The sequence below is a fragment of the Kitasatospora griseola genome, assembly GCF_014648555.1.
In the GTDB taxonomy this organism is placed as follows: Bacteria; Actinomycetota; Actinomycetes; order Streptomycetales; family Streptomycetaceae; genus Kitasatospora; species Kitasatospora griseola.
Window position 1 is genome coordinate 43019 of sequence record NZ_BMRI01000035.1, and the last position, 21493, is coordinate 64511.

Sequence of the window (21493 nt, forward strand, 5' to 3'; positions counted from 1 at the left end):
GACCCGGCCGTCGCCGGGAGGTCGAGCCTAGCCGTCGGAACGACACGCCCCGTGACCGCGGCCGCCGCGCCCGGGCCCCCGACCGCCACCCCGGAGGCTGATCATCACACCGCGGAACGCGTCGGTCGGCGGGCCCGGTTCAGGGCTTCGGCAGCTGCTCCGTCAGGTACTGCATCGCGACCCGGACCAGCCGCAGCTGCTCCCGGTCCGCCGAGTAGTCCTGGACCAGGTCGGAGATCCGCACCTCCGCCCGCGCCCCGGCGTCCCGCAGCGCCGTCTGCACCTCCCGGGCCGAGGCCAGGCCGTCCGTGTCCCGCTTCGCCGCGGCCAGCAGCAGCCGCGGCGCCGTCCCGGCCGAGGCCTCGCCCGCGGCGGCCGCCAGCGCCCGCCCGTCGTACCGGCCGGACACGGCCGCGGCCGCCCCGTACAGGTCCGGGCGGGTCAGTCCGGCCGCGGCCGCGCACGGCGCGCCGTCGTCCACGCCCAGCACGGCCCAGCCGTCGGGGCCGGCCGGACGGGTGCGGAAGACCGCGCCGACCGCCGCGCGCAGCGCCTGGTCGTCGGCGACCGCCTGCGGGACGGCGGTCACCAGGTCGCACGGGTGGCCGGTGCCGCTCGGGGCCTCGGGGGCGACCAGCACGAACGGGCGGGCCCGGCCGAGCTCGACGGCCGACGCCGCGCCGTCGAACACGTCCGGCAGGTCCTGGTCGGCGGTCCGCCCGGCCGTCCCGGAGTGCACCACGACCACCGGGAACCGGGCCGCCGGCTCCTGCCGGTACTCGGCGGGCAGCCACACCCGCACCGCGCGCGGCCGCCCGTCCGGACCGGGCACCTCGCCCTGCAGCAGCTCACCGCCCGCCGGACGGCCCACGTTGCTGAACAGCACCTCCACCGGCGCGGGCGCGGGCGGCGCCGCGGCGGGCCGCTCCGTGCCGACCGCCGCCACCGCCTGCCGCACCGCCACCCGGCCGGGCCGCAGGCCCGCCAGCACCGCCACCCCGAGCGCGCTCACGCACATCAGGCACAGCACCGCCGCCCCGGCCCGGACCAGCACCGGACGCGCCTCCGCCGCCAGCTCGTACGTCTGCGCGGCCCGCAGGTCCCGCCAGCGCGACATCGCCGACCGGGCCAGCCAACTGCCCGCCACCACGGCCACCAGCAGCAACAGGACGAGGAGCGATCGGGGCATGGGGGACGCACCACCTCGGGGAAGGACCGGCCGGACGCGAGCGCGTGGCCAGTGCACAGGGTGCAAGACCGCACGCCCGCCGACCGCCGCGCGGTACGGGCGTCTCCCCACCTTCACTCGAACGAGCTAACGACAACCGGGCCCGAAGCCATCGGCCCGCACCGCCGACCGCCACCGGGCCGGCCTGCGTCGTCGACTGCCACCCGGCCGGCCTGCGGCATCGACTGTCACCGGGCCGGTCCGCGGCGCCGACCGCCCCGCAGGTCAGCCCGCCCGCAGCGCCACCGTCATCGCCTCGACCGCCAGCAGCGGGTCCACGTTCCGGTCCAGCGCCCGCCGGCAGGCCAGCACCGCCTCGATCCGGCGCAGCGTGTTCTCCGCGGCGCCCTCGCCGGCCACTCGCTGCACGGCCGGCCGCTGGTCCTCGTTGGCCAGCGCCCCGCCCGCGCCCAGCTGGACCGCCAGCACGTCCCGGTAGAAGCCCAGCAGGTCGCCGAGCGCCACGCCCAGCGTCTCCCGGCGGGTCCGGGTCGCCCGGCTCTTCTGTCGCTTCTCCAGTTCCTTCACCGCGCCCGCCATGCCGCGCGGCGCCCGGCTGCCCTCGGCCGCGCCGTACGCGGCCCGCAGGTCGTCGGTCTCCTTGGCGTCCTGGGTCTCGGCCAGCGCCTCGGCGTCGGCCTTCGCGGTGTCGACCAGCCGCTGCGCGGCGGCCAGGCAGCCGCCCAGGTCCGCGACCTCCAGCGGGATCCGCAGCACCTCGGCGCGGCGGGCCCGGGCCTGCTCGTCCACCGCGAGCCGCCGGGACCGGTCGATGTCGCCCTGCCCGGCCAGCGCGGCCAGCCGGGCCGCCCCGGGCTCCACCCCGTCGCGCCGGACCAGCATGTCGGCGACCGCCTCCGCGGGGGGCGTGCGCAGCACCAGCAGCCGGCAGCGCGAGCGGATGGTCGGCAGCACGTCCTGCACGGACGGCGCGCAGAGCAGCCACACCGTCCGCGGCGAGGGCTCCTCGACGCCCTTCAGCAGCGCGTTCGCGGCCGCCTCGGTGAGGCGGTGCGCGGCGTCCACCAGGATCACCGACCAACGGCCGCCGGTCGGGTAGCTCGCCGCCCGCAGCACCAGGTCGCGCATGTCGCCGACGCCGATCGACAGGCCGTCGGTGCGCACCTGCTTGACGTCGGCGTGGCTGCCGGAGAGCACGGTGTGGCAGCCGTCGCAGAACCCGCAGCCGGGGGTTCCGCCCAGGTCCAGGTCCGGGCTGGTGCACTGGAGCGACGCCGCGAAGGCGCGGGCCGCCGTCACCTGCCCCGCGCCGGGCGGGCCGGTGAACAGCCAGGCGTGCGTCATCAGCGAGGCGTTGCCCGCGGGGGCCTCCCCGCGGCCCGCCAGCACAGAGGCCCGGGCCGCCCGCGCGGCCGCCTGCAACTGTTCGACCACCCGGTCCTGTCCGACCAGGTCGTCCCACACACTCACGCCGCGCTCCTCCTCGCCGTCACCGACCCGACGAGCCTAACGCCGGACGGGGACAGCCCGGCCCGCACAGCGGACGGCCCGGGCCGTCCAGTGACAACCCGGGCCGTTCGACAGCGGCGGCAGCAGCGCCGACGGTCAGTCCTTGCGGCGGAGCCAGCCCCGCTTCGGCTGCTCGTCCTGCTCCGGCTGCTCGGGGGCCTCGGCCTCCCAGCGCGCCCACTCCTCGCGGGAGCCGAGCAGGCTGTCGGTCAGGCTGGGCAGGTCGTCGAGCGGGGTCTCCTCCGCCCAGTCCGGCCGGGGGCGCAGCTCACGGGTGCGCGAGGAGTCGTCCTCGTCGCGGAACAGCCCGGGCGGCACCTGCTTGGCCTCGGGCCCGGCCTCCGGCCTGGCCCCGGCCTCCGGCTTGGCCCCGGGAGCGGGCTTGGGCGCGGGGGTCGGCTTGGGCGCGGGGGTCGGCTCGGGCTTGGGGGCGGGGGACGGCTCGGGGGCCGGCTCGGCCTTGGGCAGCACCGCGGTCTCGTCGTCCGCGACCTTCGGCAGCACGGCGGTCTCGTCGAGCACCGGCTTCGGCAGCTCCCGGGTGGTCTCGCTGTCGGACTCGGCGTCCTCGACCTTGGGGAGCACCGCGGTCCGGTCCGCCTCGGCCTCGGCGGCCTTCCGGGCGTCCTCGGCCCGCTGCAGCGCTTCCTCGGCGCGGCGCCGCTGCTCCTCCCGCTGCAGGTCGCGCTGGCGCTGGAGCTCGACCCGGGCGGCCTCCTCCGCGGCGGCCTTGCGCGCGGCGGCGGCCTCGGCGGCGAGGCGGGCCTGCTCGGCGGCCTGCCGCTTCGCCTCCTCCTCGGCCTTGCGGGCGGCTTCCGCCTCGGCGGCGCGGCGGGCTTCCTCGGCGGCCCTGCGTTCCTGCTCGGCCTTGACGCGGGCGGCCTCCTCGGCGGCCAGGCGGTCCTTCTCGGCCTGCTCGGCGCGGAGCTCCTCCAGCAGCGCGAGCCGCTTGCGCTCGGCCTCCTCGGCGGCCTTGCGGGCGGCCTCGGCCTCGGCGGCGCGCCGGGCGGCCTCCTCGCGGGCCTTGCGCTCCTGCTCGGCCTTGGCGACCTTCTCCTGGTCGGAGAGCGGCAGCTCGCGGTCGAGGCGGTGCCGGACGGCGGTGGTGACGGCGGCGGGCGCCTGGCTGCCGTCGACGACCAGGTAGCGGGCCGGGTCGGCGGCGGCCAGCGCGAGGAACCCGGAGCGGACCCGCTGGTGGAACTCGGTGGGCTCGGACTCCAGCCGGTCGAGCGCCTCGGTGAAACGATCCCGCGCGGCGGTGGGGTCGACGTCGAGGACGACGGTCAGGTCGGGCACCAGTCCGCCGGTGGCCCAGCGGGAGATCCGGGCGACCTCGGTGGCCGCCAGGTCGCGGCCGGCGCCCTGGTAGGCGATGGAGGAGTCCATGTAGCGGTCGGTGATGACCACGGCGCCGCGCTCCAGGGCCGGCCGGATCACGTTCTCGACGTGCTCGGCCCGGTCGGCGGCGTAGATCAGCGCCTCGGCGCGGTGCGACAGGCCGGTGTTGCCGACGTCCAGGACGAGGGCGCGCAGGCGCTGCCCGATCGGGGAGCCGCCGGGTTCGCGGGTGACGACGACCTCGTGGCCCTTGGCGCGGATCCATTCGGCGAGGGCCTGCGCCTGGGTGGACTTGCCGGCCCCGTCGCCGCCCTCCAGGGCGATGAAGTAGCCCTTGCCGGCCACCCGGTGCGGCGCGGCCCCGGCGCCGCCGCGGACGGCCTGCACGAGCTCGCGGCCGAACGGGACGATGCCACGCTGGTCGTCGGTCTTCAGCAGGACGACGGCGGCGAGCACCAGAGTGAGCAGTCCGGCGGTGGAGACGGCGAGCGCGGCGCCGCCGTGGATGAAGGTGAAGCTGCCGGTGCCGACGTGGCCGAGCGAGACCTCGCCGTAGCCGGCGGCCAGCAGTGGCATGCCGACCAGGGCGACGGCGACGACCACCCGCAGCACCGCGTACAGGTGCTCGGTGACCTTGCCGAGGCGGATCTCCTCGATCTCCTGGGCGAGCAGTCCGCGCCCGGTGGCGATGACCACGCCGGCGGCGAGGCCGGCCAGCACGGTGAACAGCAGCACCAGGACGAAGTCGAGGACCAGTCCGGCGAGGATCAGCGCCACGCCGGCGGTGACCAGGCCGAGGGCGAGCAGCCGGCGGCGGGACAGGCCGGGCAGGGTGGCGCGGCTGAGCCGGATGCCGACGGCGGGCGCGCCGGCGGCGGCGAGCACCAGCAGGCCGTAGCCGATCGGGCCGGCCAGGTGTTCGGTGGCGGTGAGCAGTCCGAGCGCGGCGACGCCGGCCATCGCGGCGTAGGCGGCGGCGATCGAGAAGGTGAAGTAGGGGGCGGAGCCGGTGCGGCCCTTCTTGAGGGACGGTCCGGGCGTCGCGTCGGTGGGGGCGCGCAGGCCCTGCAGCGGGGAGCGCGGCGCGGTGTTGGCGCCCGCCGGCAGCTCCTGGAAGTACAGCAGCCCGGCGTTGACGACGAACAGCGCGGCGGCGCCGAGCGCGGCGACGGTGAGCTGGTGGCCGCGCAGCCAGTGCAGGCCGACCGCGGCGAGCACGTTGTTGACCAGCGTGAAGCCGATCAGCCCGGTGGCGGCCAGCGGCAGCGCTGCCCAACCGGTGCGCAGGTCGAGGGTGCGGACGGCGTCCAGCGAGGCGGCGGCCGGCGGGCCGGTCTGCTCGGGGACGGCCAGCAGCGCGGGGACGGCGGCGGACTTGCCGATGGTCCAGATCCGTTCGGCGGCGCCGGCCAGGAACACCGAGCCGAGCAGCAGCCAGGTGGCGGAGCCGGGCGACCAGACCACCCACCAGGGGGCGAGGCCGATCAGCAGGGCGCGGGCCAGGTCCGCGCCGAGCAGGCTCCAGCGCCGGTCGATCCGGCCGCCGACCAGGGCGTGCACCGGACCGAGCAGGGCGGCCCCGAACAGGGCGGAGGCGAGCAGTCGGGCCGCGAACAGGGCGGCGACGGCCAGCGCGATCGACCGGTAGCCGTGCCCGAACTGCCCGCCGAGCACGGTGGCGACCACGGTGAGCGGGACGAACACCAGGACCGACAGCCGGTCGGCGGTGCCGCCGAGCAGCTGGGTGGTCCAGAGTTTCCGGTAGGGCCGCAGCCGGAGCAGCGCGCGGGCCCGTTCGCCGGGTGTCCCGGCGGGGGCGACCTCGGGGAGGCCGCTCGCGGCGGCGCGTGCGGTGGGGGGCGGCTCCTCGCTCGTCATACCGTCAGCGTAGCGAGTGCACGGCCCCGACCTTAACGGGCCCGCCCGGATTCGAACAGGCCCGTTACGCAGTGTCCGTCAGCTCTCCTCGGATGTGTTCTCCGCGGCGGGCTTCTCGGCCGCCGCGGTCTTCGCCGCGGTGGTCTTCTTGGCTGCCGTGGTCTTCTTCACCGCGGTAGTCTTCTTGGCCGCCGTCTTCTTGGCCGCTGCGGTCTTGGTCGCCGTGGTCTTCTTGGCGGCCGTGGCGGTCTTCTTCGCGGGGGCCTTCTTGGCGGCCTTCTTCACCGGTCCGCGGGCGCGCTTCTCGGCGAGCAGCTCGAACGCCCGCTCCGGGGTGATGGTCTCCACCTCGTCGTCCTTGCGGAGCGTCGCGTTGGTCTCCCCGTCGGTGACGTACGGACCGAACCGGCCGTCCTTGACCACCACCGGCTTCTCGCTGACCGGGTCGTTGCCGAGCTCCTTCAGCGGGGCGGCCGCGGCGGCCCGGCCGCGCTGCTTGGGCTGGGCGTAGATCGCCAGCGCCTCGTCCAGGGTGATGCTGAGCAGCTGGTCCTCGCTGGTCAGCGAGCGCGAGTCGGTGCCGCGCTTGAGGTACGGGCCGTAGCGGCCGTTCTGCGCGGTGATCTCGTTGCCCTCGGCGTCGGCGCCGACCACCCGGGGCAGCGAGAGCAGGCGCAGCGCGTCCTCAAGGGTGACGGTGTCCAGGTCCATGGACTTGAACAGCGACGCGGTGCGCGGCTTGACGGCGTTCTTGCCGGTCTTCGGGGTGCCCTCGGGGAGCACCTCGGTGACGTACGGGCCGAACCGGCCGGCCTTGGCGACCAGCGGGTTGCCGCTGATCGGGTCGGTGCCGAGCTCGCGCTCGCCGCTGGGCTTGGCGAACAGCTCCTCGGCGAGTTCGACGGTCAGCTCGTCCGGCGGCAGCTCGTCGGGGACGTCGGCGCGCTGGCCGGGCTCGCCCTCGACGGCGGTGGGGCGCTCCACGTACGGGCCGTAGCGGCCGACCCGGAGCACGATGCCGTCGCCGATCGGGAAGGAGCTGATCTCCCGGGCGTCGATCGCGCCGAGGTCGGTGACCAGTTCCTTCAGGCCGCCGAGGTGGTCGCCGTCGCCGTTGCCCGCGTCCGCGGCGCCGACGGCGGCGCCGGTGGCCTCGCCCTCGCCGAAGTAGAAGCGCTTGAGCCACGGCACGGACTCGGCCTGGCCGGCCGCGATCCGGTCGAGGTCGTCCTCCATCTTCGCGGTGAAGTCGTAGTCGACCAGCCGGCCGAAGTGCTTCTCCAGCAGGTTGACCACGGCGAAGGAGAGGAACGAGGGCACCAGGGCGGTGCCCTTCTTGAACACGTACTTGCGGTTGATGATCGTGTCGATGATCGACGCGTACGTGGACGGGCGGCCGATCTCGCGGTCTTCCAGCTCCTTGACCAGCGAGGCCTCGGTGTAGCGGGCCGGCGGCTTGGTGGCGTGGCCCTCGGGGGTCAGCCGGTCGGCGGCCAGCGGGTCGCCCTCGGAGACCTGCGGCAGGCGGCGCTCCCGGTCGTCCAGCTCGGCGTTCGGGTCGTCGGCGCCCTCGACGTAGGCCTTCAGGAAGCCGTGGAAGGTGATGATCTTGCCGGAGGCGGAGAACTCGGCGTCCCGGCCGTCGGCGGAACGGCCGCCGACCTTGACGGTGACGGACTGGCCGACCGCGTCCTTCATCTGGGAGGCGACAGTGCGCATCCAGATCAGCTCGTACAGCCGGAAGTCGTCGCCGGCCAGCCCGGTCTCGGCGGGCGTGCGGAACCGGTCGCCGGACGGGCGGATCGCCTCGTGCGCCTCCTGCGCGTTCTTCACCTTGGAGGCGTAGGTGCGCGGCGCGGCCGGCAGGTAGTCGGCCCCGTACAGCTGGGTGACCTGGGCGCGGGCGGCGGTGACGGCGGTGTCCGACAGCGTGGTCGAGTCGGTGCGCATATAGGTGATGAAGCCGTTCTCGTACAGCTTCTGCGCGACCTGCATGGTCCGCTTGGCGCCGAAGCCCAGCTTGCGGCTGGCCTCCTGCTGCAGCGTGGTGGTGCGGAACGGCGCGTACGGGGAGCGGCGGTACGGCTTGGACTCGACGCTGCGGACGCTGAACGCGGTCTGCTCCAGCGCGGCGGCCAGCGTGCGGGCGGCCTGCTCGTCCAGGTGCAGGGTGTTGGCGGCGGACTTCAGCCGGCCGTCGGTGCCGAAGTCGCGACCGGTGGCGACCCGCTTGCCGTCGACCGAGATCAGCCGGGCGCCGAAGGTCTCCGGGTTGGCGGCGTCGGCGGCCGTGCGACCGGTGCCGAAGGTGCCGACCAGGTCCCAGTACGAGGCGGAGGTGAAGGCGATCCGCTCACGCTCGCGCTCGACCACCAGGCGGGTGGCGACCGACTGGACACGGCCTGCCGACAGCTTCGGCATGACCTTCTTCCACAGCACCGGGGAGACCTCGTAGCCGTAGAGGCGGTCCAGGATGCGGCGGGTCTCCTGCGCGTCGACCAGGCGCTTGTTCAGGTGCCGCGGGTTGCGCACGGCCTCCTGGATGGCGTCCTTGGTGATCTCGTGGAAGACCATCCGGTGCACCGGCACCTTGGGCTTCAGCACTTCCTGCAGGTGCCACGCGATGGCCTCGCCCTCGCGGTCCTCATCGGTGGCCAGGAAGAGCTCGTCGGACTCCTTGAGCAGCGACTTCAGCTTCGTGACCTGGGACTTCTTGTCCGGGTTGACCACGTAGATCGGAGCGAAGTCATGATCCACGTCGACCCCGAGACGACGCACCTCGCCGGTGTACTCGTCCGGAACCTCGGCGGCCGTGCCGGGCAGGTCGCGGATGTGACCGACACTGGCCTCGACGATGTAGCCGGGCCCGAGGTAGCCCTTGATCGTCTTGGCCTTGGCCGGCGACTCGACGATGACGAGTCGCTTGCCGTGCGCGGTCTCGCTGCTCGGGGACACCTTCGCTCTTCTCTCCCGGTCGTTTACCAAAGCTCCTGGGCAGTCGCACAAGCGACGGTCCCACCAGCGGAGTGTGACCGTACCCTGGCCACCCTTGTCAAACGGACGGATGCCGCTTTTTCACCGGCAAGGCCGACCGACGCCACTCGAACGGTAACCCGATGGCCGGTCCCGGGGCATGTCTTTCCCGGGCAAGCAGGCCTTCCGCCCGATCCGGCCCACGCACTCCGCGCGCCGCCCGGGCGAGTTTCCCCGAGGCCCGGACGCCGCGGAAACAGGACCGGACGGCGGCGGGAGACGGAGCGGAACAGTGCGCTCCGTAACCGGACGGGCCGCGCCGGGGCGGCGGATGCGGGCGATCGGGGTCGGGGTCGGGCTCGGCCGACGCAGGCTTCGCCGGGGGCGTGTCTGCCCGACCCGGGTGCGTTCGGCGCCGGTTCGCTCAGCGAAGGGCGAGCGCGAGCAGGGTCAGGCCGCCCGCCAGCGCCGAGGTCCCGAGGAGCGCCCAGAACAGGTCCGCGGGCAGCGAGGGCAGCTCCTCGTGGGCGGCCAGCACCACCCGGGACGGCCGCCGCGGGTCGTAGGCGACCTGGACGGCCGCGCCGGCGGCCAGCCGCGGCGGGCGGCGCAGCGGGGTGTGCCCGCGCGGGCGGGACAGCACCAGGCGGCCCACCGGGTCGGGGCGCAGCTCGTGGACGGTGCCGAGTCCGGCGTCGGTCGGCCCGCCGACGGTGTCCACGGGGTAGGAGAGCAACGGGCTGCTGTCCATCGCGTCGGCCCGGGCCCGGTCGGCGACCACCTGGGCGGTGGCGGGCACGCCGTGGCGGCGCAGGTGGTGGCGAAGGCGCAGTTCCACGGCGCACCACAGCAGCAGCGCGCTCCCGAAGGCCACCAGGACCGCCCCGCCCACCAGCGTCGTCGGCGTCTCCACCCGGTCCCCCCCTGCACTGCCCACAGCCTGTGGACAGCACCCTGGCAGCCGGTGGACAACCCGCGGCGGACACCGGGCATCCGACGGGCCACGCACGGGGAACGCCCGAGTGAACGCGGCCGCCGAAGGCTCCGGCTCCCGGGTGTTCAACGCGGCCGGGCCGCGATGGTCACCCGGGAGTCCCGGCACGCCCGTCCACCCACCGGGTGATCAATGTCACCGCCGGGGCGGCATCCGATTCGACGCGATTCGACGTGGTTCAACGGCGACGGGCCCAGGAGTCGTGTCCGCCGCGGTCGTGTCAGCGGACCGGCTCGATGAACCCCTGCTCGGTGAGCAGCCGCAGCGACTCGGGCACCCGGGCCCGCAGCTGCGCCGCGTCCTCGCCGAGCAGTTGGGCGATCGCGTCGACGATCTCCCCGGCGGCCAGCGTGCCGTCGCAGACGCCGACGAAGCCCGCGCCGACGGTGTCCACCTTGGTGGCGCGCCGCATGCCCCGGTTGTGGCGGAGCACCACGTGCTCGGGGTCCTCGGAGCCGGGTGCGCCGATCTGCTCCTGCACCACCTCGTCGGCGAGCAGGTAGCGGGCGGCCAGTAGTCCGGCGTCGTCGTGGCCGCGCAGGAAGTCCTGGCGGGCGAACCACTCCTCGATGTGCGGGCCGAGCGGCTGCTCCACCGGGTGCGGCCACTCCTCGATCCGCACCACCGGGTCGGCCGCACCGGACGCCCGCAGGGTGATCCAGCCGAAGCCGATGCCCTCCACGCCGGCCGCCTCGAAGCTGTCCAGCCACTCCTCGTACCTGGCCCGGTACTCGTCGCCGCGGTGGTCGCCGCCGTCGCGCAGCCACAGCTCGGCGTACTGGGCGACGTCCTGCACCTCGCGCTGCACCACCCAGGCGTCCAGGCCGGTGCCGGCCACCCAGCCGGCCAGCCGGTCGTGCCAGTCCTCGCCCTTGACGTGCTGCCAGTTCGCCAGCAGCTGGCAGTAGCCGCCGGGCTCCAGGTGGGCGGCGGCGCCGCGCACCACGCTGCGGCACAGCTCGTCGCCGGCCATTCCGCCGTCCCGGTAGGTGAACCGGCCGGCCGGGGAGATCACGAACGGCGGGTTGGAAACGATCAGGTCGAAGCGCCGCTCGCCGATCGGCTCGTACAGGCTGCCCTCGGCGGTGGTCACGTTGTCGAAGCCGGACAGCGCGGCGGTCAGCCGGGTGAAGTGCAGGGCCCGCGGGTTGAGGTCGGTGGCGGTGACCCGCTGGGCGTGCCGGGCGGCGTGCAGCGCCTGCACACCGGAGCCGGAGCCCAGGTCCAGCACCTCGCGGACCGGTCGACGCACCGTCAGGTTGGCCAGCGTGGTGGACGCGCCGCCCACCCCGAGCACCAGGTCGCGGCGCTCGATGCCGGCGTCCGTCCGCCCGGAGCCGATGCCGCCCGCGCCGCCGACGGCGCAGCCGAGGTCGGACACCACCCAGGCGTCCGCGCTGGGCAGGCCGGCCACCTCGTCGGCGTACGGCCGCACGTCCACGGTGGCGCGCAGCTCGGCGCCGTCGCGCACCAGCCAGCCGTCCGCCAGCAGGCCCTCGACGGGCAGGGCGGCCGCGGCGGCGCTCTCCGGCACCGGTTGCTGCAGCAGGAACAGCCGCACCAGGGTCTCCAGCGGCGAGCCGCCGCGGGTCGCCCGCAGCGCCGGAACGGCCTCGCTGCGGGCCAGCGCCGCGTACGCGGCCGGGCCGAGCAGGTCGAGCAATCCGTCGGCGGTGAAGGAGGCCTTGAGCAGCGCCTCCCGCAGTTCCGCCGTCCGGCCGGAATCAAGAACGGGGCTGTTCGTCACCCCGCCATTCTCCCCCGCCGACCGGCCCCGCCCGGCCACCGCACCCGGCGACGGGCCGACCGGACGTCAGCTCTTGCTCGGGGAGGGCGATCCGGCGCCCTGGTCCGGCGCGTTGCTCTGGGTTCCGCCGGACGGGTTGGCGCCGGCCGACGGACTGGCGCTTCCGGACGGAGCGGCGGCGGGCGCGCCGGCGGCGGCCGCCTTGCAGCCGGGCTGCTTCTTGATCGCGTCGCCTAGGTCGCCGCTCTGCAGGGTGGCGAGCGCGCCGGTGGACACCTGGGACAGCCGCTGCACCTGGTCGCCGACGCTGCGCAGGCCGTCCGCGAACTTGGCCTGGTCGGCGTTGGTCAGGCCGTCCAGCTTCTTCTGCGCGTCCAGGTAGCCCTGCGCGACCTGCTTCAGCTCGTTGACGGCGTCCTGCTGGACCTTCACCCCGCTGTCGATCTTCGGCGCACCGGCCTTCTCCACCGCGTCCGCCAGCTGCTGGTTGGTGGCGGCCAGCGCGGCCAGGTCGGTGGACAGCCGCTTCTGCAGGTCGACGGGGGACTCGCCCTCCTTGACGTTCCCGGTGTCGGCGAGCGCCGTCCGGGACTGCGCGATCGGGTCCCGCGCGGCATCGCAGACGTTCTTCGCCCAGCCGTCGAGCTTCGCCGAGTCGTCGGCGGAACAGCCGACGGCGGCGAGCGCAAGCAGCGCGCCGAGCGCGGAGACGGTGACCAGTCGCTTCTTCACCGGGGCCCTTTCGGTCGCTGACACCCGGTCCCGGGCATCGACCAGCGAACCTACACGGCCGCCCGCATCGGGGTGCCGGGAAGGCCGCGGCCCCGGGCATCCGCCCAGCTCAGCGCGGCCCGCAGCCTCTCGGTGGGGACGCGTGGGCGGGGTGCGGCGAGCGGACGGGCTCGGGCAGGTTGGAGCGAGCCGGGGCGCTCTCAGGCGTCGGCGGAGGCCGGGGCGACCGGCCAGCTCATCCGGATCACGCCGCCGTCCGCGCCGTTGCCGACCTCGACGTCCTCCACCAGGCCGGTGATGACCGCCAGGCCGAGCGCGTCCTCGTCCTCCGGGCCGCCGCCCCCGGCGCCGGCGGCCTGCGCCGGGCCGGCCTCGTCGGCGACCTCGATGAGAAAGCGCTTCTCCTGCTCGGTCAGCGCGACCCGGACCGCACCGTCCACGCCGCTGCGCTGGTGCAGCGCCACCGCGCGGGAGCAGGCCTCGCCCACGGCGAGTCGCAACTCGTCGAGCACCGACTCGTCCACCCCCGCGCGTCTGGCCACCGCGGCGGCCACCAGCCGGGCGGTGCGGACGTGCTCGGGCAGTGCGCTGAATCGAAGTTCGACGGTTGCCATGTCTCCCCTCCGGGGTTGCTCCCCACCGCCGGGCACACCGGCCCGCACGGCGGAGGCGGGAACACCGACCACGCCGGCCGGGCAGGGCTCATCGCCCGGCCGACCGGCGGCGGTCGATCGAGAAGATTCGGTCGGAACGGCGGACCGACGGAACGTCAGTCGGTCGCCGAGACGGCGTCGTCCACCGAGTTGTGGATCGGGAAGACCTTGGTCAGACCGGTGATCCGGAAGATCTTCAGGATGTGCTCCTGGTTGCACACCAGGCGCAGCGAACCCTCGTGCGCACGCACCCGCTTCAGGCCGCCGACCAGCACACCGAGGCCGGTGGAGTCGAGGAAGTCCACGCCCTCCATGTCCACGACCAAGTGGTAGTTGCCGTCGTTGACGAGCTCGACAAGCTGCTCGCGCAGCTTGGGGGCGGTGTACACATCGATCTCGCCGCCAACCTCGACGACCGTGCGATCGCCGACAGTACGGGTCGACAGGGACAGGTCCACGGAACCTCCAGCACCTTGCCTTGCTACGTCATTGCGATCTTCAGCCCAAGGGCTGCGACCACATGGTCACACGCCCAGGGCGCGGCAAACCGTCAGGTCGGAGCCTCGGTGTTGCGGCCCTCGGCCGTGCGGCCGTCACGGGCTTCATTCAACCACTTGCGACCATGGGCGCACGATGGTTAACAGCGATTCTCCGTCACGCCGGTGACACACTGGGTCTTCATGCCGCCCCGTCACCACCAGCCCGAGGCCCTGCTCGCAAGCCTTTCCACCGAGCGCGGCAGGTCGGATCGCCTCACCCATACGGAGCAATTGCCCGCGCGCGAGGCGCGCTACGCCCCTTGGCCGGAAGGAATCCGCCAGGAGGTGGTCGCGGCCGCCGCCGAGCTCGGCGTGCTGCTGCCCTGGGCGCACCAGGCCGAGGCCATGGACCTGGCCGCGGCCGGGCGGACCACGGTGATCGCGACCGGCACCGCCTCGGGCAAGTCGCTGGGCTATCTGGCCCCCGTCCTGAGCGAGCTGCTCACCGGCACCGAGGCCCGCAACGGGCGCGGCGCCACCGCGCTGTACCTCGCCCCGACCAAGGCGCTGGCCGCCGACCAGCGCCGCCGCGCCGCCGAACTCGTCCCCGACCGGGTCCGGGTGGCGCTCTACGACGGCGACACGCCGCCGCAGGAGCGCGAGTGGGTCCGCCAGTACGCCTCGTACGTGCTGACCAACCCCGACATGCTGCACCGGGGGATACTCCCCGCCCACCCGCGCTGGTCGTCCTTCCTGAAGGCGCTGAAGTACGTGGTGATCGACGAGTGCCACACCTACCGCGGCGTGTTCGGCTCGCACGTCGCCCAGGTGCTGCGCCGGCTGCGGCGGCTGTGCGCCCGCTACGGGGCCTCGCCGACCTTCCTGCTGGCCTCCGCCACCACCGCCGAGCCGGCCGTCACCGCGCAACGGCTCACCGGGCTGCCCGCCACGGCCGTCACCGAGGACTGCTCGCCGCGCGGCCCGCTGGTGTTCGCGCTGTGGGAGCCGCCGCTGACCGAGAACGTCGGCGAGCACGGCGCGCCCGTCCGCCGCTCCGCCACCGCGGAGGCCGGCTACCTGCTCACCGACCTGGTCCACGACGGCACCCGGACCGTGGTCTTCGTCCGCTCCCGCCGGGCGGCCGAGCTGGTCGCCCTGCAGGCCCAGGAGCAGCTCGGCCACCCGCTCGCCGCCCGGGTCGCCGCCTACCGCGGCGGCTACCTGGCCGAGGAGCGCCGCGCCCTGGAGCGCGACCTGCACACCGGCCGACTGCTCGGTCTGGCCTCCACCTCCGCACTGGAACTCGGCGTGGACGTCTCCGGCCTGGACGCCGTCCTGCTGGCCGGCTACCCCGGCACCCGGGCCTCGCTCTGGCAGCAGGCCGGCCGCGCCGGACGGGAGGGCCAGGGCGCGCTGGCGGTGCTGATCGCCCGCGACGACCCGCTGGACACCTACCTGGTCCACCACCCCGACGCGCTGTTCGCCACACCGGTGGAGGCGACCGTCCTCGACCCCGACAACCCGCACGTGCTCGCCCCGCACCTGTGCGCGGCCGCCGCGGAACTGCCGCTCACCGACGCCGACCTGGAGCTCTTCGGCCCGTCCAGCGAGCCGCTGCTCCCGGTGCTGGAGCGCCGCGGGCTGCTGCGCCGCCGGAGCGACGGCTCCTGGTACTGGACCCGCCGGGAGCGCGCCGTGGACGGCGTCGACCTGCGCGGCAGCGGCGGCAGCCCCGTGCAGATCGTCGAGGCGGACACCGGGCGGCTGCTCGGCACCGTCGACGCCGAGGCCGCGCACACCACCGTGCACACCGGCGCCGTCCACCTGCACCAGGGGCGCACCTACCTGGTCCGCGAGTTCGACCTGGAGTCCTCTGTCGCCCTGGTCTCCCCCGCGAATCCGCCGTACACCACCTCCGCGCGGGACGTCACCTCGATCTCGATCCTGTCCACCGACACCACCGAGGAGTGGGGCGAGGCCCAGCTCAGCTTCGGCTCGGTGGAGGTGGTCAACCAGGTTGTCGGCTATCTGCGCAAGCGGATCTCCACCGGCGAGATCCTCGGCGAGAGCAAGCTCGACCTGCCGCCCCGCACCCTGCGCACCCGGGCCGTCTGGTGGTCCGTCACCGAGGACCAACTCCTCGACGCGACCATCCCGTTCGACCAACTCCCCGGAGCGGCCCACGCCGCCGAACACGCCTCGATCGGCCTCCTTCCGCTGTTCGCCACCTGCGACCGCTGGGACATCGGCGGCGTCTCCGTCCCGCTGCACCCCGACACCGGGCTCCCCACCGTCTTCGTCTACGACGGCCACTCCGGCGGCGCGGGCTTCGCCGAACGCGGCTTCCACCGCGCCGTGGAGTGGCTGACCGCGACCCGGGACGCCATCGCCGCCTGCGAGTGCGACCGCGGCTGCCCGTCCTGCGTCCAGTCCCCCAAGTGCGGCAACGGCAACGAACCCCTCGACAAGGCCGCCGCGATCCGCCTCCTCACCACCCTCCTCGCCCACGCCCCCAACCGGCCGGACCCGGCCGACCCGGCCGACCCGGCCGACGCGGTCGGCTCCCCCGGCGCTTCCGGCGCTCCGGGCTCCCCCGGCGCTTCCGACGACGGCTCGACCGGCCCGGCCGATGGTGCGGCTGATGACGCGGCCGGTGACGCGACCGGCTGATGGCGCGTCCGTTTCGGCGGCGCTGTCGCCCCAGGCCCACAGCGGGCCGGCCCGGGACCGGGCTCGGGCCGGCCCGAGTGGGACGGGCAGGCCGCGAATCGGGACCTGGACGACCACCTCCACGGCGTCCTCGCCCGGCAGGACGCGACAGGAGACGAGCTCGGCGTGCTCCTGGGCCTGCGTCAGCCCGGCCGCCCGGCCGCAGCCGCCGTCCGGGTCGAGCAGCAGCCGCTGAGCGGCGGCCAGCGCGGCCAGGTCCGCCGCCGACTCGGCGCGGTGGCGGGCCACCACCACCTGGCCGACCATCAGGCAGGCCGAGAACACCACCGTCCCCAGCATGCCCAGGGCGACCAGCCACACCGTCGCCGACCCGCGGTCGGGCGAGCCCTCTCCGCCGGGCTGCTCGTGCTGCCTCATGGCGGTTACCTCCTCTCGGATCTCAGCTGTCTTCGATCAGCACGTCCTCCCGGGCGCTCACCGCGGTGGCGGTGAGGCGGACCGACAGGACGGTGGCAAGGCGACCCGGACCGGGGCACGGGGCCTCGACGGTGACTCGGGCGGTGGTGGCGTTCAGGGCGACCGTGACCTTGGCACCCGGCGGGGCGGCTGCCGCGGCGACCGACGCGGCGTCGGTGTCCCCTCGGGCGGCGGCCCGGGCGCCGGCCCGGGCCGCGTCCACACAGCGGATCTGGGCACCGGCGGCGACCACGCCCCAGATCAACATGGCCGTGAGCAGCACCAGGGCGGGCAGGGCCACCGCCGTCTCGGCGGTGACCATCCCCGAGTCCGGCGACCTGGCGCGACCGGCCCGGCGTTCACGCCGCATGAAGGGCCCGGTCGAGGATCTCCGACAGTGCGCCGGAGACCGTGCCGCTGGTCACCACCTTGTAGAGCACCGCCGCGAAGGCGCAGGCCGCCACCGTGCCGATCGCGTACTCGGCGGTGCTCATTCCGGCGTCCGGCGGCCCCTCCGCCATCGTCCGGTACCGGTGGCGCAGCCAGTCGCCGAGCCCGCGGGCGACGCGCACCGCGGATGCCGGTCGGACCGGCAGGGAGAGAGTCGTCATTGGTGAAGTCCCTTCGTAGGAGTGGCGATTCGTTCGACGGGTGCGGATCAGAGCCGCTGGGAGAAGGTGCCGGTCAGGCCCATCACCACCGGCACGACGCCGATCAGCACGAACGCGGGCAGGAAGCAGAGCCCGAGCGGTGCGGTCGCCAGCACGCCGGCCCGGCGGACCCGCGCGTGCGCCGCCCGGGCGGCCGCCGCCCGTTGGGACTGGGCGAGGCCGACGAGCGCGGTGGCCGGTGGCGCGCCGCTGAGGGTGGTGCGGGCCAGGCAGCGGGCGAGCGGGGCCATCGGCGGGCAGTCGGCGGCCAGTTGCTCCCAGCAGCGCTCCGGGGAGGCGCCAAGGGAGAGCTGGGCCGCGACACCGGACAGGCGGTCCCGCATCGGTGACGGCACGCTGTCCGCGACCGCGAACGCCGCTCCGGCCGGGGAACCGCTCGACCCGAGGCAGGCCGCCAGCAGGTCGGCAGTCAGCGGCAGTTGGCGGACCAGCCAGTCCTGCTCCGCGGCCCGCCGACGTTCGCCGGGCGACCGGACCCTGGGCAGCCACCACCACCCCGCCCAGCCCACCAGCAACCCGACCGCCAGGCCTGCCCACCCGCCGACCAGCACCGCGGCGGACACCCCGAGCAGCACGGCCGACGGCCGGTCGCCGGCCAGCCATCGGATCGCCCGCCGCGCGGCCTCCTCGACCTGCGCGCCCCGGCCGTCCCGCGCAGGGTCGGCCGTCAACGCCGGAACGCAGTGCCCGGCCCGGCGTCGGACCGCCCGCCCCCGCACCACCGCCAGCACCTCACCGACCAGCCCCACGGCGGCCACCGGCACCAGGATCACCACGCCGCCCACCTCGCCTCCACCGAAATCTCCACGGAAACCTCCATCGAAACCGCCATCAGAACCGCCGTCGACTCGAACTCGGATCATTCGTCCCGCAGTTGGCGCGGCTCCCCCGCGCCGCCCACTGGGTCGCCCCGGACCCGGACCGGGCCGCCGCACCCGTTCACGCCCACTGGTCCGCCCGAACAGGCGGGTGGTCCCCCGTCAGGGGTGGCACGGCGGTGAGCCACCGGTCCCGACGGGTGCGGGAGATCCCGCACCCGGAGGAAGCCGCCGCTCCGGCCGGAGCGTGCCTGGCCGAGTCGGGCCCCTGCCGGACCCGGGCTGGGGCGTCCTCGGCCGCCCGGACGATCCGGGCGGTCCAGACGACGCCGGCGACCTCCAGGGCGGCCCCGGCGAGCAGGCTGAGCAGACCGGCCGGGGTGTGCAGCAGGACCTGCGCCGGGTGGGCGCCGAGTGCACTGCCCAGGCCCATGCCCACCGCGGGCAGGGCGGCCAGCACGATCACGGTGGTACGTGGACCGGCGAGTTCGCCCGCGATCTCCTCGGCAAGGGCGCGTTCGGCGCGCAGCGCGTCCGCGACCTGTTCCAGCCCGAACGCCAACCCGGTGCCGCTCTCGGTACTGACCCGCCAGCAGGCCGCGGCCGCCGCCGCGCCCTCCCCGCCGGGCAGTTCGGCCACCTGCCGGAGGGCGGCGGGCAGGTCCGCCCCGTAGCGACCCGCCGCCAGCCGGGCCGTCGGCTCGGGGCCGAGCCTGCGGGCCCAGTCGGGGGCGGACCGGGAGACCACCGAGTACATGGCCTGCTCGGGCGTCGCGCCGCTGCGCAGTTCGGCCGCGAGGCCGGCGCACAGGTCGATCACCGCTGCCGCCCGTTGCCGTGCCGCCCGGCCTGCGGCGTAGCGGGCACGCCACCGGCGGACCGGAACCACCGCACAGGCCGCCCCGATCAGCGGGAGCACCGAGGCGGTGCTCTGCCCGGCCGCCGCTCCGGCCGGGAGCAGCAGCAGTTCGGGCACCAGCCAGCGCGGTCGCCGTCGCCGCCACCCGGCCCGGACCCGTGCGAGCCGACCGTCCGGCCCCCGATGCCCGTTCAGCAGGCGTCGCAGCCGCCCGTCACCGCGTTGTCGACGCCGGGCCACCGTCAGCCAGGCCGCTCCGAGCAGCGCCGCCCCGAGCCCGGCAACCGCGCCCAGCAGGGTTGCCGCCCAGGTGGCGCCCCGGGCCGACGCCATCGCCGCAACGACCTCGAACTCCCCTGCCATCACGACCTCCTGACCTCGGAGCGCAGCAGCCGCCACGCCACCACCCCGATCACGCAGAGCCCGACCATCCACACCAACTCGATCTGACACAGCGTCATGACGCCTCCACTCGGGGTTCGCCGGCCGGCGCGTCAACCACGTCAACCGCGCCGGCCGGGTCGGCCTCGGAGGGTGCCTCGGGGTGCGGGGGCAGCTCGACGCCGCGTTCGGCGCAGAGCTCCCGCAGCCGGGCCCACCCGGGGCCGGGTCGGCTGCGCCCGTCACGGTCGAAGTGGACGGCGGTGGTGGTTGCGGTCAGCCCGTCCGGGTCGGCGGCCAGCAGGTGCAGGCCGGTGACCCGCCGGCGGCCGTCCGCACGATCGCGGCCGAGGTGGACGACGGCATCGAGGCCGGCCCGGAGCTGGCTGTGCAGCGACTGCCGGTCGAGGCCGGCGAGCGAGCCGAGGGCCTCCAGCCGGGCGGGCACGTCGGCGGCGGTGTTGGCGTGGACGGTGCCGCAGCCGCCTTCGTGGCCGGTGTTGAGGGCGGCCAGCAGGTCGACCACCTCGGCGCCGCGGACTTCGCCGACCACCAGCCGGTCGGGCCGCATCCGCAGTGCCTGCCGGACCAGGTCGCGCAGGGTCAGTTCGCCCAGCGACTCCTGGTTGGGCGGGCGCGACTGGAGCCTGACGACGTGCGGATGGTCCGGCCGGAGTTCGGCGGAGTCCTCGGCCAGCACGATGCGTTCGTTGGCCGGGACGAGCCCGAGCAGCGCGGCGAGCAGGGTGGTCTTGCCGCTGCCGGTGCCGCCGGAGATCAGCAGCGACAGCCGGGCCCGGAGCACGGCCGCCAGCAGGTCGGCGCCGGACGGCGGCAGGGCGCCGGCGGCCACCAGCTCGGCGAGGGTGAAGGGCGTGCTGCGGCAGGTGCGCAGCGAGATGTGGGTGCAGTCGGCGGCGATCGGCGGAAGGACGGCGTGCAATCGAGTGCCGTCCGACAGCCGGGCGTCCACCCAGGGCCGGGCGTCGTCCAGGCGGCGCCCGGCGGCGGTGGCCAGCCGGTGGGCGAGCCGGCGGACGGCGTCGGTGTTCGGGAAGCGCACCTGGGGTGCGCGCTCCAGGCCCTTGCCGCGGTCGATCCAGATCTGGTCGGGTCCGTTGACCAGGACGTCGGTGACGTCGGGCTCGGCCAGCAGCGGGTCGAGCGGCCCGGCGCCGACGATCTCGGCGCGCAGGCTGCGGACGGTGTTGAGCACGTCGGCCCCGCCCAGCGGCGGCCGGGCTGCGCGCAGCGCGGCCGCGACCGAGCCCGTGGTGGGCGCGGCGCCCGCCTCGGCGAGCCGGAGCCGGACGGCGTCGACGAGTTCGGCGGCGCCGTCGGCGGGCAGGCCGCCCGGCGGTCCGTTCCGTTCGGGGGCGGCCGGCGGCTTTCGGCGGACCAGATAGCGCACGGGCGGGCCGGCTTCGGTCGGGGCGACCTCCTCGGCGGGCCCCGGCGGGGCGCCGAGCAGGGCCCGGGCGCGAGGCACCGGGATGCGCCGATGGGTGCGGGTGACGGGCTGTCGGGCGGACGGCAGCTCACCGGTGCGGGGGTCGACGGCGTGGGTGTCGACGGCGTGCAGGCGGTTGGCCATGGGTTCTCCTCAGGCCGCCACGACGGGCGGCATCGCTTCGGTCAGGAATCGCCCGCAGAACCGGGCCAGCGGCCCGCCGTCCCGCAGGCCGGGCGGGGCGCCGCGTTCGGCGTCCAGGGCGAGGCCGGGCTCGGGGGCGAGCTCCCCGGCCAGGCGCAGGTGCAGGCCGCGCGCGACATCCGCGGCGGTGAGGCCGGACGGCCCGGGGGTGCGGACGACGGCGCGCAGGTCGGCGAGCCGTATCCGGACGGCTGCGGCGACCCGGTCGGCGGCGGCCAGCGCGCGCAGCTCGGCGGGGACCACGAGCAGCCCGGTGTCGGCCTGTTCGAGGGCCTGGGCGGCCGCTTCGTCGAGGTGTCTGGGCAGGTCCAGGACGACCAGCCCGCCGCGTCTGCGGGCCGCGGCCAGCACGCTGCGCATGGCTTCGGCGGGGATGGTCAGGATGTCCGAGCGGTCCCAGGACAGGGCGCTGAGGCGGTGTGGCTCGGGCAGCGCCTTGGCCAGCTCGGCACCGCTGATCCGGCCGCGCGAGGCGGCCAGGTCGGGCCA

16 protein-coding genes and 1 pseudogene are annotated in these 21493 nt (G+C 75.4%); 1 reads left to right on the forward strand and 16 read right to left on the reverse strand.

Annotated features, from left to right (window positions below):
• Positions 1-139 precede the first annotated feature (139 nt).
• The 9 genes from IEZ12_RS30585 to IEZ12_RS30625 form a co-directional block, all read right to left on the reverse strand.
• Complete coding sequence (locus IEZ12_RS30585; protein ID WP_189276634.1) at positions 140-1189, reverse strand: alpha/beta hydrolase; 1050 nt, start codon at positions 1187-1189, stop codon at positions 140-142.
• A 264-nt stretch (positions 1190-1453) separates the two neighbouring features.
• Positions 1454-2659 carry a DNA polymerase III subunit delta' gene (locus tag IEZ12_RS30590; protein ID WP_189276636.1) on the reverse strand — a complete coding sequence of 402 codons (1206 nt, stop codon included), beginning with the start codon at positions 2657-2659 and terminating at the stop codon, positions 1454-1456.
• Positions 2660-2794: 135 nt separating this feature from the next.
• Positions 2795-5917, reverse strand: coding sequence for a dTMP kinase (tmk, locus tag IEZ12_RS40195; RefSeq protein WP_189276638.1), 3123 nt, complete (start codon positions 5915-5917; stop codon positions 2795-2797).
• Positions 5918-5995: 78 nt separating this feature from the next.
• Positions 5996-8872 carry a type I DNA topoisomerase gene (gene topA, locus IEZ12_RS30600; protein WP_189276640.1) on the reverse strand — a complete coding sequence of 959 codons (2877 nt, stop codon included), beginning with the start codon at positions 8870-8872 and terminating at the stop codon, positions 5996-5998.
• Between the two features lie 442 nt (positions 8873-9314).
• Entirely contained in the window at positions 9315-9803 is a 489-nt protein-coding gene (locus IEZ12_RS30605) for a DUF3592 domain-containing protein (RefSeq protein WP_100588193.1), read from the reverse strand.
• Positions 9804-10104: 301 nt separating this feature from the next.
• Positions 10105-11631, reverse strand: a complete 1527-nt coding sequence (locus tag IEZ12_RS30610; RefSeq protein ID WP_189276642.1) for a DUF7059 domain-containing protein — start codon at positions 11629-11631, stop codon at positions 10105-10107.
• A 66-nt stretch (positions 11632-11697) separates the two neighbouring features.
• Positions 11698-12363: a small secreted protein gene (locus IEZ12_RS30615; protein ID WP_189276644.1), complete on the reverse strand. Its 666-nt coding sequence runs from the start codon at positions 12361-12363 to the stop codon at positions 11698-11700.
• Positions 12364-12563: 200 nt separating this feature from the next.
• Entirely contained in the window at positions 12564-12977 is a 414-nt protein-coding gene (locus IEZ12_RS30620; protein WP_043915040.1) for an ATP-binding protein, read from the reverse strand.
• 155 nt (positions 12978-13132) lie between these two features.
• Positions 13133-13474, reverse strand: a complete 342-nt coding sequence (locus IEZ12_RS30625) for an STAS domain-containing protein (RefSeq protein ID WP_189276645.1) — start codon at positions 13472-13474, stop codon at positions 13133-13135.
• A gap of 222 nt (positions 13475-13696) precedes the next feature.
• On the opposite strand from IEZ12_RS30625, the gene sftH reads away from it, so the two are divergent.
• Positions 13697-16165 (forward strand): DEAD/DEAH box helicase, encoded by a 2469-nt coding sequence (gene sftH / locus IEZ12_RS30630; RefSeq protein WP_189276647.1) that lies wholly within the window; start codon positions 13697-13699, stop codon positions 16163-16165.
• A gap of 102 nt (positions 16166-16267) precedes the next feature.
• Here the strand turns inward: sftH and IEZ12_RS39370 are convergent.
• The 7 genes and pseudogenes from IEZ12_RS39370 to ssd all read right to left on the reverse strand — a co-directional run.
• Positions 16268-16582: pseudogene (locus tag IEZ12_RS39370) on the reverse strand (Rv3654c family TadE-like protein); the annotation flags it as partial.
• Between the two features lie 22 nt (positions 16583-16604).
• Positions 16605-16943 carry a TadE family type IV pilus minor pilin gene (locus tag IEZ12_RS30640; RefSeq protein WP_229848332.1) on the reverse strand — a complete coding sequence of 113 codons (339 nt, stop codon included), beginning with the start codon at positions 16941-16943 and terminating at the stop codon, positions 16605-16607.
• Between the two features lie 37 nt (positions 16944-16980).
• Positions 16981-17232, reverse strand: coding sequence for a DUF4244 domain-containing protein (locus IEZ12_RS30645; RefSeq protein WP_189276651.1), 252 nt, complete (start codon positions 17230-17232; stop codon positions 16981-16983).
• Between the two features lie 47 nt (positions 17233-17279).
• Positions 17280-18068, reverse strand: coding sequence for a type II secretion system F family protein (locus IEZ12_RS30650; RefSeq protein WP_189276659.1), 789 nt, complete (start codon positions 18066-18068; stop codon positions 17280-17282).
• Positions 18069-18231: 163 nt separating this feature from the next.
• Positions 18232-19332: a type II secretion system F family protein gene (locus IEZ12_RS30655; RefSeq protein ID WP_189276668.1), complete on the reverse strand. Its 1101-nt coding sequence runs from the start codon at positions 19330-19332 to the stop codon at positions 18232-18234.
• Positions 19333-19426: 94 nt separating this feature from the next.
• Complete coding sequence (locus tag IEZ12_RS30660; protein ID WP_229848334.1) at positions 19427-20944, reverse strand: TadA family conjugal transfer-associated ATPase; 1518 nt, start codon at positions 20942-20944, stop codon at positions 19427-19429.
• Between the two features lie 9 nt (positions 20945-20953).
• Positions 20954-21493: septum site-determining protein Ssd (gene ssd, locus IEZ12_RS39375; RefSeq protein WP_373295548.1), on the reverse strand; the 540-nt coding region annotated here is incomplete at its 5' end.